The sequence below is a fragment of the Microbacterium jepli genome, from assembly GCF_047237905.1.
Classification (GTDB): domain Bacteria; phylum Actinomycetota; class Actinomycetes; order Actinomycetales; family Microbacteriaceae; genus Microbacterium.
Map to the genome: position 1 here is coordinate 2,840,426 of NZ_JBDFLW010000005.1, position 15,674 is coordinate 2,856,099.

17 protein-coding genes and 1 pseudogene are annotated in these 15,674 nt (G+C 66.5%); 2 read left to right on the plus strand and 16 right to left on the minus strand.

Going from position 1 to position 15,674, the window contains the following annotated elements; genetic code table 11:
* Nucleotides 1-97: 97 nt before the first annotated feature.
* From lnt to ABC304_RS17750, 14 genes and pseudogenes are all read right to left on the minus strand, one after another.
* Nucleotides 98-1,636 (minus strand): apolipoprotein N-acyltransferase, encoded by a 1,539-nt coding sequence (gene lnt, locus ABC304_RS17685; RefSeq protein WP_412933007.1) that lies wholly within the window; start codon nt 1,634-1,636, stop codon nt 98-100.
* An 81-nt stretch (nt 1,637-1,717) separates the two neighbouring features.
* A complete protein-coding gene (locus ABC304_RS17690; protein ID WP_412932796.1) occupies nt 1,718-2,656 on the minus strand; it encodes a cytochrome c oxidase assembly protein in 939 nt (312 codons plus the stop codon).
* 21 nt (nt 2,657-2,677) lie between these two features.
* Entirely contained in the window at nt 2,678-2,959 is a 282-nt protein-coding gene (locus ABC304_RS17695) for a TFIIB-type zinc ribbon-containing protein (protein ID WP_412932798.1), read from the minus strand.
* The gene (gene resB, locus ABC304_RS17700) at nt 2,956-4,662 is read right to left on the minus strand and encodes a cytochrome c biogenesis protein ResB (RefSeq protein ID WP_412932800.1); all 1,707 of its coding nucleotides are present in this window, start codon (nt 4,660-4,662) and stop codon (nt 2,956-2,958) included. Before resB ends, ABC304_RS17695 begins: the two co-directional genes overlap by 4 nt.
* The gene (locus ABC304_RS17705; protein WP_459564424.1) at nt 4,643-5,377 is read right to left on the minus strand and encodes a cytochrome c biogenesis CcdA family protein; all 735 of its coding nucleotides are present in this window, start codon (nt 5,375-5,377) and stop codon (nt 4,643-4,645) included. Before ABC304_RS17705 ends, resB begins: the two co-directional genes overlap by 20 nt.
* A gap of 29 nt (nt 5,378-5,406) precedes the next feature.
* Nucleotides 5,407-6,015 carry a TlpA family protein disulfide reductase gene (locus ABC304_RS17710; protein WP_412932802.1) on the minus strand — a complete coding sequence of 203 codons (609 nt, stop codon included), beginning with the start codon at nt 6,013-6,015 and terminating at the stop codon, nt 5,407-5,409.
* The gene (locus ABC304_RS17715; protein WP_412932804.1) at nt 6,012-6,347 is read right to left on the minus strand and encodes a DUF6804 family protein; all 336 of its coding nucleotides are present in this window, start codon (nt 6,345-6,347) and stop codon (nt 6,012-6,014) included. Before ABC304_RS17715 ends, ABC304_RS17710 begins: the two co-directional genes overlap by 4 nt.
* Nucleotides 6,344-6,880, minus strand: a complete 537-nt coding sequence (locus ABC304_RS17720) for a signal peptidase II (RefSeq protein ID WP_412932805.1) — start codon at nt 6,878-6,880, stop codon at nt 6,344-6,346. Before ABC304_RS17720 ends, ABC304_RS17715 begins: the two co-directional genes overlap by 4 nt.
* Complete coding sequence (locus ABC304_RS17725) at nt 6,870-7,547, minus strand: copper resistance CopC family protein (RefSeq protein ID WP_412932807.1); 678 nt, start codon at nt 7,545-7,547, stop codon at nt 6,870-6,872. Before ABC304_RS17725 ends, ABC304_RS17720 begins: the two co-directional genes overlap by 11 nt.
* Nucleotides 7,540-8,451 (minus strand): cation diffusion facilitator family transporter, encoded by a 912-nt coding sequence (locus ABC304_RS17730; RefSeq protein ID WP_412932809.1) that lies wholly within the window; start codon nt 8,449-8,451, stop codon nt 7,540-7,542. The genes ABC304_RS17725 and ABC304_RS17730 overlap by 8 nt, the downstream gene beginning before the upstream one ends.
* A gap of 13 nt (nt 8,452-8,464) precedes the next feature.
* Nucleotides 8,465-9,484 carry an NAD(P)-binding domain-containing protein gene (locus ABC304_RS17735; protein WP_412933009.1) on the minus strand — a complete coding sequence of 340 codons (1,020 nt, stop codon included), beginning with the start codon at nt 9,482-9,484 and terminating at the stop codon, nt 8,465-8,467.
* Nucleotides 9,484-10,146: a DsbA family protein gene (locus ABC304_RS17740; RefSeq protein ID WP_412932810.1), complete on the minus strand. Its 663-nt coding sequence runs from the start codon at nt 10,144-10,146 to the stop codon at nt 9,484-9,486. Before ABC304_RS17740 ends, ABC304_RS17735 begins: the two co-directional genes overlap by 1 nt.
* Before the next feature lie 100 nt (nt 10,147-10,246).
* Nucleotides 10,247-10,684: a hypothetical protein gene (locus ABC304_RS17745; protein WP_412932811.1), complete on the minus strand. Its 438-nt coding sequence runs from the start codon at nt 10,682-10,684 to the stop codon at nt 10,247-10,249.
* 17 nt (nt 10,685-10,701) lie between these two features.
* Nucleotides 10,702-11,403, minus strand: a pseudogene (locus ABC304_RS17750) (HAD-IC family P-type ATPase); the annotation flags it as partial.
* A 358-nt stretch (nt 11,404-11,761) separates the two neighbouring features.
* Here ABC304_RS17750 and ABC304_RS17755 point away from each other — a divergent pair.
* Nucleotides 11,762-12,091, plus strand: a complete 330-nt coding sequence (locus ABC304_RS17755; RefSeq protein WP_026095586.1) for a hypothetical protein — start codon at nt 11,762-11,764, stop codon at nt 12,089-12,091.
* Here the strand turns inward: ABC304_RS17755 and ABC304_RS17760 are convergent.
* Nucleotides 12,072-12,918, minus strand: a protein-coding gene (locus tag ABC304_RS17760; RefSeq protein WP_233449959.1) for an IS5 family transposase whose coding sequence is annotated in 2 segments (ribosomal slippage) — nt 12,072-12,611 and nt 12,613-12,918 — 846 coding nt in all. Because the reading frame shifts where the segments join, the coding sequence is not laid out codon by codon here. The genes ABC304_RS17755 and ABC304_RS17760 overlap by 20 nt on opposite strands.
* 317 nt (nt 12,919-13,235) lie before the next feature.
* On the minus strand, nt 13,236-13,652 hold the full coding sequence (locus tag ABC304_RS17765) for a MerR family transcriptional regulator (RefSeq protein WP_412932812.1): 417 nt from the start codon (nt 13,650-13,652) through the stop codon (nt 13,236-13,238).
* A 97-nt stretch (nt 13,653-13,749) separates the two neighbouring features.
* Between ABC304_RS17765 and ABC304_RS17770 the strand changes: the two genes are divergently transcribed.
* A complete protein-coding gene (locus tag ABC304_RS17770; protein ID WP_412932813.1) occupies nt 13,750-14,751 on the plus strand; it encodes an arsenic resistance protein in 1,002 nt (333 codons plus the stop codon).
* Nucleotides 14,752-15,674 lie beyond the last annotated feature (923 nt).

The window sequence follows — 15,674 nt, forward strand, 5'->3', positions numbered from 1 at the left end:
CTCCGCGGATCTTCCCGCCCGGCCTTGGTGGGGATCACCTGCAGCGTTCGGCGCGCATGGTCGTGTTGGTATCCGGCATGTCCCGTCCGTGCCGCGTTCATCGAAGACTCCTTCGGCCGGTCGGATGATCCGTGGCGCCCGCCCGCGTGCGGACACGGTATGAGATGCCGGCGGCCGTGAAAGCAATACCGGAGGCGAGGACGATGAACCCGGTGAGCCAGGGACCGAGCACGGTCGATGGGGTGAGCCCGGTGCGCAGCGGGACGGTGCTGACCGCGGCGCCAGCGGTGTCGACGCCGACACTGTCGAGGGTGGTGCCGTCTGGGGCGATCACCTGACTGGTGCCCACCGTTGAGACGTTGACGACGGCGCGACCCGTTTCGACGGCGCGCATGCGGGCAAACGCGAGTTGCTGGAGGTTCTCGTCGGTGCCACGGAAGTCGGCGTTGTTGGTCTGAAAGACGAACATTTCCGCACCCTGCTGGGCGCCGTCCCAGATGACGGTGTCGTAGATCACGTCGAAGCAGATCGCCAACCCTACACCGACGTCTCCGACCTGCACGAGCGGGGGGTTGGTGCCGGGGGTGTATTCGCGTTGGATCAGACCGACCATGTCAGGCACGATCAGTTCGTAGAACCACCGGTCGGGCACGTATTCCCCGAACGGGACCGGGTTGACCTTGTCATGCCACTGCCGGTCCGCGGGATCTGCGGTCCACAGCAGCGACGTGTTGAAGACATCGTCGCCGCGGTTCGTGGCCGCGTTCATCAACAACGGTGCTCCCGCCGCCTCCACAACCTGGTCCAGAGCACCAGCGGCGGCGGGGTCGCTGAGCGGGTCGGCGTCGACGCCGCCTTCCGGCCAGGCCAGCAGGTCCATCGGCTGCCCGTGCAAGGGGCGCGTCGCGGTGATCTGCGCGGCGAGGACGTCGCCGGACGCCTTTACGTCGAAGTATCCGGTCGGACCGTTGCCCTGCACCCATCCGACCCGGAACGTCCCGGCCTCCGTGGTGGGGAACTGCGGCGTCACAGCCAGGAGAGCCGCGACGATTCCGACGAGGAGCAGGCCGCGGACCAATCGGGACCTGCCCGCACGCAGCCGCTGCACCACCGCGGCGCAGACCGTCACGATTAGGAACGACAACCCGGTCACGCCCGTCCACGACGCGACCTCGACGAACGGACCGCCGACCTGCATCATGCCCACCCGCGCCCACGGGAACCCGGAATACGGCCACGATCCCATCACCACCTCGCGAACCGCCCACAGCCCCCCAACCAGCAGCGGCACCGCGAGCAACTGCACGACGCCACGCGCCCGGTGATGTGCGGTCCACCGGTAGGCCAGGGCAATCGGCACGGCACCCACCCCGAACAAGAGCGCTTCCAGACCAGCAAGGGCAAGCCACGGCACCGGGCCGAGGAACTCCCCCACCCACACCAGGTGGGTGGCGTAGAACATGGCGCCGAAGACGGTCCCGACCAGGAGTGAACCGCCGAGAGTGCGCCCGATTAGGGTCAGCAGGGCGACCGTGACGCTCACGAAGGTCAGCGGCCACCACGCGACCGGTGCGGACGCGAGATTCAAGAGGAACCCGGCTGCGGCGGTGGCCGCCACCGCTGCCCAGAGCGGCATCGTCCATGACGGCGCACGCTGTGGCGTCCCGTGCACCGGCACGATGGCCGGGGCGAGTGAGGGCACGGTAGTGGGCATCGGTCAGGTGTCTTTCTGGTGCAGTCGGGTCAGGTAGTCGTTGTATGCGTCGAGTTCGGGGTCACCGTGAGCGTCGGCGCGGCGGTCGGCGGCGATGGCTTGGGTGGTGTCCTCGCGGAACCAGCGGTGCATCACGTAGATGAGCATCAGCAGGGTGGGAGCTTCGCCGTAGGACCAGGCCAACCCGCCGGCGAGGCGCTGGTCTTCGATCGCGTCTATTCCGAGCGCGCCCGTCGGCCCGGCGAACCCTTGCACGAGGATGCTGGTGGCCATCATCAGGAACACGCCGAAGAACGCGTGCAGGGCGGCTTCCGCGAAAACGTCCAGAGCGCGTCCGGCGTGGCTCATCCGTACCGGGAGCGGGTCTGAGGACAGAATCGGGATGGTGAACAGCATCCCGGCAACCAGGAACCCGACCTCGAGGAGAGTGTGGCCGGTGACGGTGGCGAGGATGGGTTCGGCGAAGTTCGCCAGGTAGAGGCCGTAGAACGCGGCCAGGTACAAAGGGACCGCCAGCCACGGGCTGAGTAGCCACCGGGCGGTCCGGCTGCGCAGCCCGCCATGTGCCGCACGCAGGATGAGGAGGCCGGCGCCGTGGTGGGGGGTGGTGCGCAGCAACAGCGTGCCGGGAGAGCCGAGGACCAGCAGCGGAGGGATTGTCATCATCAAGGTGAGCTGCTGGAACATGAACACCGAAAACAACGCGTACCCGTACCCCTCGACTCCGAGCCCGGTGACCGCGGCAAGGGCGACGCAGCCGAGCAGGAAGCTGACCGTGCGCCACACCGGCCACCGACGCCCCAGCGACCACAGCCGCACCGCGCCGGCCAGGTAGGCGACGGCGAGCAGGCCTGCCACTACTGGCAGCAGTGGCAGCGGCAACGGCCCAAGGCTGAGGAAGCCGAGCAGTGTCGGCGGTGCCCCGGGGATCCAGTCGTTCACGGTCTCATCTCAGTTAGGTGATCAGAAGTCGAAGAGGTCTCTGAGGAAACCCTCCCGACGGCGCTTCCCTCCTCGGACGTCCCTGGAATCGTCTCTGCCTCGGGAGGAGTCACCACGTCCGTGGCGGGAGTCGCGTGATGGTGGTGCGGGGTATTCCGGTGGGCGCGAGTCGGAGGTGCGGTCGATGATCTTGTCCAGTTCGCCGCGGTCCAGCCAGACGCCGCGGCATTGCGGGCAGTAGTCAATTTCGACACCGGAACGCTCGGTCACCGCGAGCAGGGCATCGTCAATGGGACATTTCATCGGGTTTCTCCTTCGGGAGGGGTGTGGCTCGTGGTGCCGGTCAGCGCGGCGGCATGGGTGTCCGCGATGTCGCGGACGGCTTTGTGGAGGGTCGGGTCCTCGCCGCGCGCGAGGCCGGCGTATTCGACGCGGACGCCCCCCGGGGTGGTGTGGGCTTTGATCCACACGCGGCGGCGGGGTACGAACATCCCGGCAATCAGTCCCAGGGTGGCGAGGGTGGCGAAGGCGAGCACCCAGGTACCGGAGGGGTCGTTTCGGATCTGCAGCGACGCGAACCGTTTCACCGGTTCACCGACCACCGGGGTGTCGTTTTCCCAAGTGATCGTGCCCCACCCGTTGGGGAGGTCAGCGGTCGCGCCGGGGGTGAGCTCGAGCGACTCGGCGCCGGTGTCGGCGCCGGTGTGCTGGGTGAGCCCGTCGACGTCGAGGGTGTAGACGGACCGGGGGGTGCCGTCATCGATCCCGAGGTCACCGCTGAACACGTTGAGAGTGAGCACCGGGTTGATCGCATCCGGATACACCGAGGTATACGCGCCGGACGGCAGCACACCCTGGGTGGGGTAGAAAAATCCGACCAGACCGAGCTGCTCAGGCAACCCGTCCGGGATCTTGATGACCCCCAAGGAGGTCATGAATGAGTCCTGCGGCAGGAACGGCTGCGATTCGCTGTACACAACTTTCCCTTCCGGGTTCCGGATGGTGAGGGTGGGCGCGTACCCGTTTCCGAGCAGGTAGATCCGGTCGCCTTCGACGGTGATCGGATAGTTGACGATGACGCTCTCGCTGCGGTCGTCCTGCGCGGGTTGGCGGATGGTCACGTTGGCGGAGAAGTCCCCTGCTTGCCCCGCGCCGGGGGTACCGGGTAGCTGATAGGTGACCTCGAACTCGTCGAGGGTCATCGAGTACGGGGCGAGGCCGGTTCCGTCGATGAATCGGCCGGGGTTGAAGGAGGAGTAGTCGCTGAGGGCGTTGACGAATGTGGTGCCCTCCACCACGACCCGCTGTCCGGTGTAGGCGAACCCGCCGCCGATGCCGACGGAGACCAGAACCCCGATCAGAGCGATGTGGAAGACGAGATTCCCGGTTTCTCGCAGGTAGCCGCGCTCCGCCGAGACGGATGCCCATCCGCGGCCGTCGTACCTGTGCACCCGGTAGCCGGCGCGGCGCAGTTGCCGCTCCGCGAGCTCAACGGCCTCTTCCGCCGCGTTCTGGGCCGCTGCCCCTGCGGGGACGGTGACCTCCCGGTAGTCGGGGAGGCGGGAGAGGCGGGCGGGGGTGCGGGGCGGCTGGGACCGGAGGGCTTTGTAGTGGTGCTTTGCGCGGGGTATCACACAGCCGATGAGGGAGGTGAACAGCAGCAGGTAGATCGCGGAGAACCAGGGCGACTGGTACACGTCGAACAACCCGATCGCGTCGGCGAGAGGGAACACGTCCGGGTTGCCGCGTTCCCATTGGATGACGCCGTTGGGGTCGGCGGTGCGTTGAGGGAACAGCGACCCCGGTACGGCGGCGATGGCGAGGAACAGCAGCAGCACCAGGGCGGTACGCATACTGGTCAGTTGCCGCCACGCCCACCTCGCCCAGCCCATGATGCCGAGCGCCGGGGAGGTCACATCCGCAGCGCTGTCACTATCGGCGTGGTCGCGGGGACGAAGTGGATCGACCGCCTCGTGCGTGTCAGTCTCAAAGCGGGAGGGGGACATTGATCACCACCTGTTGCAGTGCCGACATCAGCGCCGTCCATAGTCCGGTGACCATCAGCAGCCCGAGGAGGATGAGCATCACTCCGCCGATGATGTTCAGTGCGCGGATGTGGCGGCGTAGGAATGTCACGGACCGCGATGCCCATCCCCACCCGGCTGCGAGGATCAGGAACGGGATCCCCAGGCCGAGAGAGTATGCCAGGCCGAGCAGGCCCGCGCGAGCCGGGTCGCCCAGGTTCCAGGACATCGAGATGATCGCCGCGAGGGTGGGGCCGATGCAGGGCGTCCAGCCGACACCGAGCGCGAAGCCGAGCAATGGCGCGCCGATCAAGCCGGCCGGGCCTCGGGTGCGGGGGCGGAGGGTGCGTTGGGCGAGCCCGAACAGACCGAGGAACACCAGCCCGAGCATGATGATGATGACCCCGAAGACCCGGGTGAGGATGTTCGCGTACTGCAGCAACAGGAATCCGAAGGTGCCGCCGAGGATGGTGACTGCCACGAACACCACCGTGAACCCGGCAATGAACAGGGCCACCCCCAGCAGTAGCCGTGCACGCTCCGCCCGCACCGCTACCCCTGGCCTGCTTCCGGTGTTACGCGTGTCGGTGGTGGTGCTGCCGAGGTAGCCGAGGTAGCCGGGCACGAGCGGCAGCACGCACGGCGAGAGGAAGGACACCAGCCCGGCGAGCACCGCGACCGGGACCGCCACCCACAGGGCACCGTCGACGATCACGTCCCCCGGGTTCACGGGGCATTCTCCGTGAGAGTATCGGCGACGAGTGTGGAGAGGATGGACGCGGAACCCAGCTGTCCGATGATCCGGGCGGCGACCTTCCCGTCACGGTCGATGACGAGGGTAGTGGGGGTGGCTTGGATGGGGGTGAGTTGTGCGAAGGCGAGTTTGACCCGCCCGTCGTTCACATCGATGACGCTGGGGTAGGTGATGCTGTTGTCGCGGGCGAAGGAGAGCGCGGTGGCGGGCTGGTCGTAGGTGTTCACTCCGAGGAACGCGACACCCTGATTCTGGTACTCCTGCCATACCTCTTCTAGCAGTGGCGCTTCTACGATGCACGGCCCGCACGCGGCGTACCAGAAGTTCACCACCAGAACCTCACCCCGATAGTCGTCGCTGGTCACCGTGTCACCGGTCTCGGTGACACCTTCGAACACGACCGTGTCACCCCGTTCCGGCTTCGGGATCTCCACGACCTGGAAATCGCCGGAGATGTAACCCTTCTCGGTGCCGTCGCGGTACTGCTGCGCCAGGGAGTCATCCGCCGCGCATCCGGTCAGCAACGCGCCCGCGAGGAGAAGGGCGACAGCAGTCCGGGTCCGACCCGTGTGAGTGGTCATGGGCGGCGCACTTTGATCAGCGCACCGGCGACGAGGAACACCACGGCTGCGGCCGGTTGCGCGGCCGTCCACACGGGCCCTGCGAACGGGAACGGGAAGACCGGATTCCAGATCACCACGATCACCGCGAACACGGGCACCCACCACCACTGCCACGCCTGCACCGCAAACCACGCCACGATCACGCCCAGGATGGCGGTGAGGAACAGCACCGCCAGGAACCAGTCGTTACCCATGAGCGCGGGGGCAACGAACAAGGCGGCCGCGGCGAGCAGGCTCGGCGCGAACGCGTTGCGCTGATACGTCGAGGGGATTCGCTGTTTCGCCGTCATCGTTCCGCCTCCATCGCGGCAGCCGGGGCCGTGGGATCATCCTTTTCCGCGGTGCGGGAGCGGCGGTAACGGATCCAGAAACTTCCGGCCAGGACCACCACGCCAACGCCGAGAGCGATGTCAGCGAGGTTGCCGATGAACCAGTTGCCGTAGGCGAGGAAGTCGGTGACATGGCCGCGGCCGAACGCGGGCGGGGCGAACAGTCGGTCTATCAGGTTGCCGATCGCGCCGCCCAGGATCAGCCCGATCCCGACCGCCCAGCCAGTGGTGCGGGCGCGCGTGGCGGCGATGACGAGTACGGCGGTCATGCCCACCCCCAGCAGCGTGAGCAGCCACGTCGCCCCGGACCCGAGGGACAGGAGCGCTCCCGGATTGAAAGCCAGTTGCAGACCGAGCAGATCACCCAGCAGCGGAATCCGATCCTCCTCACTCAGGGAGGACAACGCGGCCGCCTTGCTGCCCTGATCAATCAGCACCACTCCTGCTGCCGCGATGCAGGCGAGAGCGAACCTGCGTGCCTGGTCACGACTCATCAGTCGAGTCCTTCCCGGCGGTCGTGTCCCGGGCAGCTCGCGCGGCGTCGGCACGGTCACGGCGTCGACGTTCCCTGCCAACCATCAAAACGATGACGAGGGCACCCCCGAGGACAACCACTCCCCCGACCACAGCGAGGATCGCGAAGGTATCCCCGCCTCCGGAGGTCTCGCCCCCGTATCCGCTGTCAGCGGGCGCTTCGGTCGCGGTCGCGGTCGGTGCGGGGGTTTGCGGAGCCGTGCTCGGTGTGGCGGCGGGGCTACTCGCGACGGCGTCGGTGGGTGCGACGGTGTAGGTGTATTCGCCGCTGATCGGATGGCCATCACTGGAGACGACCTTCCACCGGACCGTGAACATGCCTGCCGGCGGGTCCGAGGTGAGGTGCTGAGTGATGAAGGTGCCATCCTCTGACGGTGCATCGGTGGCAATGTTTTGCCCATCTGAGGCGATCACCTCGACGGCAGCGGATTGCATTCCCGCGATGAGTTCACCGCTGAAGGACAGGGTGATTTCTGCCGGTGATCCGGTGATTGTGGAGCCCGCTTCGGGGTAGGAGGAGACCAGTTCGTCGTGTGCTTGGGCGGGGGTTGCCACAGCCAGGGTTAGTCCCGTTCCGAGGAGGAGGGTGGCCAGGGTGGTGATGAGTGAGCGGCGGGGGTTACGCATGGGTGGTGTGTTCTCCGGGGTGGGATTGCGGTTCGATCTGGAACGTGGCGTGCTCGATGCTCACTGGGAAGTGTTCGGCGACACATTCCTGGAGCTTTTGCAGCAGCCGGGCGGACTGTTCCGGGGTGAGGGTGTCGTCGACGACGACGTGCGCGCTCAGAGTGGGGAGGTCCGTGGAGACTTGGGAGGCGTGCAGGTCGTGCACGGCGACCACCTGCGGGAGTTCGAGGATGTGTCGGCGTACCTCCGCCAGGTCAAGGCCGGGAGGGGTGGATTCGAGGAGGACGCTGCCGGATGCCCGGAGCAGGATGAAGGTGCGCGGAATGATCAGCAGAGCTATCAGGATGCCGGCGACCGCGTCTGCCTGGTACCAGTCGAGGGTGGCGATCAGGATGGCGCTGACGATGACGCCGACGGAGCCGAGTGCGTCATTGAACACCTCGAGGAACGCGGCGCGCATGTTCAGGTTGCGTGTGCGACCGCTCATCAGTACCAGCAGGGAGGCGATGTTCGCGACCAGGCCGACGATCCCGAAGAACAACAGGCTGCCCGACGCGATCTCGGGCGGCTCAAACAGTCGCCGTACGCCCTCAACCAGCGCGAAGATCCCCACACCGAGGAGCAGGGCGGCCTGGGCGAGAGCGGCGAGCACTTCCGCACGCCGCAGCCCGAACGTGTACCGGTCAGACGGGGGCCGGTTCATCAGATGCGCGGCGGTGACCGCCATCGCGAGGCCGATCACGTCGGTCAGCATGTGCGCGGCGTCCACAAGCAGCGCGAGGCTGCCAGTGATGACGGCGCCGATGACTTCGATCACGAACACCGATGCGGTGATCGAAAACGCGATCAGCAATCTGTTCCGGGGTGTGGCCTCGCCCGTGTCGTGGCTGTGTCCAGCGCCCATGTTGGTCCCTCTCTTACGGCCGGTTGATGATGTGGTGTGCGATCGCTGTCGCGTCCGCGGAGACCCCGGCGATGGTGTCGACACCGCGGCGGCTGTATTTCGGGAATCCCGCGACGAACAGGCCAGGTACGGGGGTCGTTGTGCGCCGCGGCCCCCGGATGCGTGCCTCATCGGGGAGCCAGTCGTCTCCGGGGAGGTAGCCGGTCGCGAAGATCACCGAACCCGGTGATGCCGTCGTCCCGTCCGCAAAGGTCACCGCACCGCCCCGCGCGTCGGTTACCGCGGGGACGACTCGCACCCCGGCCTGCTGCAGCCGTTCGTAACTGTCACCGAACACCGGCTCGGGACGAAGATCCCCGCCGAACAACGACCGACGCCCGCCGGCGGCCAACGGGTAGCTCGCTAACGGCCGGTGCGCGCGGCGGGTACGCACCGCCACGGTCACCGTGTGGGAAGCGGCAAGTTCCCGTGCGATCTGCAAACCGCTGTTGCCGCCGCCGACGATCAGCACATCCCGGGTGGGAATCTGGCGAGGATACTGGTAACTGCTGCTGTGCATCGCGACGCCGGGGACGCTCAAGGCGGTGGCCCATCCGGGAAGTCGGGGGTGGGCGGCAGCGCTCGTGGCGCAGACGATGTTGCGGGTCTGCACCTCACCCACGGTGGTGGACAGGTGCAGGGTGGTTCCGTCGCCACGTCGCTCGACTCCGGTGACGCGGATACCCCAGGCTGTTTCGACACCGATCCCGGCCTCGACCACCTTGAGGTAGTCGACCATCTCATCCACCCTCGGGTGCAGCCGTTGATCTCCCGGATGCCGCCGAGTCGGGAGAGCACTGTGTCGGGCGTCGCTGAGCAGCACCATCGAGTGCCACCTTGACGACCAGCTGCGCTGACCCGGAGCTGCCGCATCGATTACGACGAAATCCTGTTGCGGCCGCAGCCCTTCCGCGCTCAGCGCCGCAGCGACCGCAAGGCCCGACTGGCCGGCACCAACGATGATCGCCCGACGGCGCGCAAGACTGGCAAGCATCACGGGGCCGTGCTCAGCGCTTGAGTGATGGCGTCCTCGAGGTCGTTCCACTGCCGCAGCTCCAGTGGTTCCCCGTCCAGGAAGAACGTCGGAGTGCTGGAAACACCCAGCGCCTGACCCTCGTTGAGGTCCATCTCCACCCGGGCCAGCGTTTCTGGGTCCGCGACGGCCGCATCGTAGGCGGCCATGTCCAGCCCGAGCTCTTCCGCGAATCCGCGGAAGAAGCCAGCGCGGGATTCTTGTGACTCGCCCCACTCCGCCTGCGTATCGAACAGTCGGCGATACATGTCCTCGAACCGGTCCTGCCTGGCTGCGGCCTCCGCAGCAAGGGCCGCGTTGGTGGAGTTGGTGTGACCGGGGAGTGGGAAGTAGCGGACGACATAGGTGATCTGCCCCGCAAATTTCTCCCGAATGTCTTCGACGATCGGGTAGAACGCGCCGCACGCTTCACATTCGAAGTCGAGAAATTCCACCACCGTGACTGCATCCTCACCCCCGTCGTCCAAGACATGCGAGTTTGGTCGCACCACCGATGCGGGCTCCCCCTCCCCTCCCGGTGAAGGCGTCGAGCGTTGATTGACAAGGACATAGATGGCCGCCGCAAGGATCATGGCGACGACGACAGCGCCAGTGATCAAAGTCACTTTCACAGGGGTTTTCATGGGGGCACTCCGAACAGTCACGACACGTGGGCATAAGAGAAATCTCTCCGGCAGGCGCGCCGGAGAAGGTCGCCTCCACAGACGGGTGGCGTGCCAGGTGTCAGGTTCGGGAAATGCTCAGCTGTGTCAGCGTGAACGCGATGGCGCGGGGCGGTGCCGGCGTGGGCAACAGTGCTCTCAGAAGCGGCAGAAGTCCTCGTTTAGGCTGTGGCCGCCGGGTGCGATGCAACCACCGGGTCACCACGACGAGCAGCAGCCCACACAACACCCCAAGCACACATACCGCAACGCCTAGCAGTGCGGGACTCGTCGTGCCCTGATCGATCACCGGAGTACCAGCAGCGATGGGCGCAATGTGCGCGTCCACATGCTCCGTGACGGACGACGCAGTCGGTGCGGCTGCTTCGGGTTCGGTGTGGGTCGCCATCCACGCGCCGACGATCAGCAGCAGCGCGAGAGCCACGCTCGTAATGATCTTCGTTATCAGCAGGCGCTCGCTCAGAATCACAGCATCCTGTGTTCGAGCGGCCGAAGTCATCTCTAGAAGACTACCTTCTATGGAGCAGCGGGTTGCCGTGCCCAGATTCGGGCCGCCATCAGCGCGGACTGACGTGCGGCAAAAGCAGACATGCTACGAGCAAGGCGCGGGCGGCGGGCGGTGCGGACACCGTTGGCTATGACGATCAATTCTGCGATCTCGTGAACCAAGACCACCCCGGTCCGGCCCAGCACCCCGAACAAGGCGAGAGGGAACAGGACGACGATGATCGCCAAGGCGAGGGCGATGTTCGCGGTCATGATCCGTCGGCCGCGTTTGGCATGAGCGAGCGCGGCGGGGATGAGGCGGAGGTCGTGGCCGGTAGATGCGACGTCGGCGGATTCGATCGCCGCCGCGGACCCTTCACGCCCATCGCGATTCCGACCGTGGCCGCGGCCGAAGCTGAGGCGTCGTTGATGCCATCCCCGACCATTGCCGTGGGCCGGGTGGCGACTAGGGCGGCGATCACGTCGGCTTCGTCTTTCGGCAGCTGTTCGGCGGGCACGTCGGTGATTCCGGCCTCGTGGGCGATCGCGGGCGGTGCGGCCGTTGTCGCCGGTGAGCATGACCGTGTCAAGGCCCTGCGCGTGCAGCATTCGCACGGTCTCCGCTGATTCCGGCCGCAACTCGTCGCGTACTCCGACCGGGCGGGCGAACGTCCCGTCAACCTCCCCGCCGACGATCGTCATTCCATGCGCGGCCATGTCCTCCGCGATGTCGCTCGTGCCTTTCCACTGAGCTCGCTTTTATCGCTCTTTTAGCCGCGATCGCCTGGCTAGGAAGCCTGACAGCCCTCCAAGGAAGAGGCAAATGACAGCGACCGGCACCGCGGCCTTCCACCAGACATTGCCGGTGAGCAGATTCGCCAGGAGCACCAACAAACACACCGCGTTGAACGTGAAGGCGAGGAGGACGAATCGAGTGGATGACCAGCGTTCGCGCGCGGCCGGACGTTTGACAGCAGAAGGCACGACGATCCATTCACCGGAGAGGATGCTCCGAGAATACAGCTAGGGCGTGTTGATCAAGAAGGTGCGGGGTGGCCAGCCGCCGTGAGTTGCGCGGGAGAATGGGCGTGTGAAGATCCAGGTGCTGCATATCGAGGATTGCCCGAATTGGCAGGAGGCGGGCGATCGAGTACGGCTGGTGCTCGACTCGATCGGACGGGGCGATGTTCCGGTGGAGTTCGTGTTGATCCGCACCGAGGCTGAGGCGGTGAGCTCTGGTTTCGCGGGCTCGCCCACGATTCTTCTGGACGGTCAGGACTTGTTCCCGTCCCAGGGGAACACTGCCGACTTGGCGTGCAGGGTCTATCTGACCGAGCGCGGCTTTGCGGGTGCGCCGACGGTGGGACAGCTTGAGCGCACGCTGCAGGAGCGCGAAGCGCTCAGCGGAGATCGGTCTTGATCCAGATCAGCGCCGCGGCGAGGCTGACGGCGGCTCGGTAGTTGCGGGCGAGTTTGTCCGAGCGCATCGCGATGCCGCGCCACTGCTTGAGACGGTTGAAGCAGCGTTCTACGACGTTGCGTCCCTTGTAGCGTTCCTTCTGCTTGTCGCCGAAAGCGATCGGCCGGCCCGGCTTCTTGCGGCGGTGCGCGATCTGGTCGTCCCGCTCGGGGATGGTCGCCGCGATCCTCCGGTCGCGGAGCCAGGCGCGGTTCGCCCTTGAGGGGTACCCCTTGTCGGCGAGCACCCGGTCGGGGCGGGTGCGGGGGCGGCCCTTCCCGTCGCGGGGAACGCGGATGTTCTCCAGCACCGCGCTCATCATCGTGGTGTCGTTGATGTTCCCGGCGGTGATCATCATGCTCAGCGGCCGGCCGCGGCCGTCGCAGACCAGGTGCAGTTTGGTCGTCAGCCCGCCGCGGGAGCGTCCGATCCCGTGATCAGGCGGCTCGGACCACGGATTCTTGTGATTCGGCACAGCCCCCTGTGTCCCGGGCGAGGGTCGCGCCGTGCTGATGCACGCGCGCGATCGTGGAGTCGATCGAGACGACCCAGTCGATTTCCCCAGCGGCGTCGGCCTGCTTCTGCACCTCGGTGAGCAGCTTCTGCCAGGTGCCGTCCCCGGCCCACCGGTTGAACCGCTTGTAGATCGAGTTCCACTTCCCGAACCGTTCCGGAACGTCACGCCACGGCGCACCGGTCCGGTACTTCCACGCCATCCCCTCGATAGCGAGCCGGTGATCCGTCCACGGCCGCGACCGACCGGTCACCGTCGGCATCAACGGCTCCATCACGGCCCACACCTCGTCAGAGATCTCCTGTCGCGTCACCGTTCAAGACTCACCCACCGAGGAGCGGAACCTCTTGATCAACACGCCCTAGCGAACCCGTGCCACTTGAAGGATGATCAGTTCGGATTCCTCCTGCGACAGGTGCCATCATCGCGCTATTCCTCGTCGTGTGAGTTGGCGCCTCCTACCGCCCACCTGGCGGCCTGTCTCAGGAAAGCAAAGTCGCCGCGCGCATCCTCCAGGCCGGAGAGAACGCGGGGCCCGACGAATTTGCAGCAGCTGCACCTCGATTTACCGGATGCTTCCGGAAGCCTTGGTCAGGCAGCACCGTCCCGATCACGTGGTTGGAAGGCGCACTCGGTGGCGCAAAGGTCGGCGCGGTCCGGGCACGCGGCGAGGTCGTGGTCGGCGCGCTCGAGGCGAGAGCGCAGCTCGTCCAATCGCGCTCGCTTCTCATCCAGTTGCCGCACCCGTTCCGCAAGAAGCGGCCTGAGCGCGTCTCGGACATCTGTGCAGGAGGTGGTCTCGAGGACGCGCAGGTGCCGGCCGATGTCTTCGAGCGGGAGGCCAAGTTCCTTGCTCGACTCGATGAGGTCCAGGCGTGCGAGCACGTCGGCGTCGTAGTCGCGATAGCCATTGCTGCTGCGCCCCGGGGCGATGAGTCCAACGGACTCGTAGTAGCGCAGCGTCGTCGCGGGAACTCTGCTGCGCTTGCTGACGTCCGAGATCCGCACAGGCCGACCCTACGGTATGAGAACTGGGCTTGACCTTCGAGTGGCTTGAACGTTTAGCGTTGCAGTCCGTGCCCCTCTTTTTTCTTGCTCTGCAGTCGTGAGCCCGGTTGTTGCCTGGCTCGAACGCCGCCAGATCCCGCTGTACCTCGCCGCGATCGCTGCCGGCGTCGCGCTCGGGCTGCTGCTTCCGGCGGCACGCCATCTGGAGAATGCGATCGAGCCGGTGCTCGCGCTGCTCCTGTTCGCCACCTTTCTCGGCGTCCCCTTCGCCGCTATCGGTCGGTCGCTGCGCGATGGTCGGTTCCTCGCGGCCGTCGGTGTGCTGAACTTCGTCGTCGTGCCCGTCGTGGCCTACGGCCTGTCGAGATTCGTAGCGGATAATCCGGCGGTGCTGTTTGGCGTGCTGTTGGTGTTGCTGACGCCCTGCATCGACTACGTGATCGTATTCGCCGGCCTTGCGGGAGGCGCGTCCGACAGACTGCTCGCCACGGCGCCGTTGCTGATGCTCGCCCAGATCCTCCTGCTGCCGCTGTATCTGCTGCTCTTCCTCGGACCGGAAGGAGTTGCAGTCGTTGAGATCGACCCATTCGCGCGCGCATTCCTGCTGCTGATCGTCGTGCCGCTCACGGCGGCGACCCTCGTCCAGGCTCTCGGACGTCGACAGCGTGCAGGTCGTGTCATCGAGTCCACGATGCTGGGCCTCATGGTGCCCCTGATGATCGCGACCCTCGTCGTCGTCGTCGCCTCGCAGGCCGGTGCCGTCGGCGCGGCCGCCGGACAACTACTCCCCCTCGTTGCAATCTACGCGGGCTTCCTCGTCGTCATGGCCGCTGCAGGCCTCGGCGTCGCCCGCCTCTTCCGCCTCGAGTACTCTGCGGCGCGCGCACTTGTCTTCAGCGGAGCGACCCGCAACTCTCTCGTCGTGCTCCCGCTCGCGCTTGCGCTGCCCGCATCGCTCGCGCTCGCGCCCGTCGTCGTTGTTACGCAGACCCTCGTCGAGCTCACGGGCATGGTTATCTTCGTCCGACTGATCCCGCGACTCATCCGTCAGCGCATCGCCGCGGGGCCGTCCAACCAGGCGAGCACGACCGCCGGATAAGAGAGCCAACTTCCGGCTTCCAGAGACAACGGGCTGCACTGAGGTATTGCACCGCGTTCCTTCGAGAGACCCGGTCACGCCACGAGACGCTGGCGACGTTCCCGCAGCGCCGGCTTGACGCGTAGCTGACCGATTCACCCAGCCAACGCGACGCGCTGGCACCGTTCACTCGCTGGCTGCGAAAGCACCGACTGAGCACCCTTCGGGTCGAGCTTCGAGCCCATCGTCTCGAAGGGCGGGACTACGCCTCCAACCGCCGATGGCAGATGGCCCGCAGATTCCTATCCAATGCCGACATGGACCTGGAGATCCGGGCCGCGGGTCTTCTCATGCTGCTTTACGGCATCCAGCTGATCCGCATCGTCACGATCACCCGGGCACAGGTCGATCCGAGCTCGCGGCCCGTGACACTCACCGTCGGGGGCCGCGCCGATGAACTTACCGCAGGGCGCCATCCTGAAAGGCGGTTGTTCCCCGGAGGACCCCGGGCCGTCACCTCACCCCGGTGCGGCTCAGCAGTCGCCTTCGCATCGAATGCCTGGTTGCTGGGAGCGCCCGCACGACAGCGCTCATCGAGCTCACCCGGCAACTGCATCCCCGGATCGTCTCGGATCTCCTTGGCATGACAGCGGCGTCAGCTGCTTCGTGGTCGCGTCTCGGCGGCGGCGAATGGTCCGATTCCCCGGCGGTGCGCTCCACCCACGCCTGATCGAGCATCAGCCGTCCGGACCCGGACGGAAATCGCTTCGCGCAGCTGCTCAACAGTGAAGACCCCGTCAGCCTGGCGGGGGTACGGAACAGCCGGCAGGCGAGCCCGACGGAGGCGTGCTCGTCGGCAAGGGCTCGACGCCGTCGCTGAGGACGGTCGGTGACCCGTGGAACCCGAGGCGCTCGGTGTCATCAGCGGTCTCGACCAACCGCCG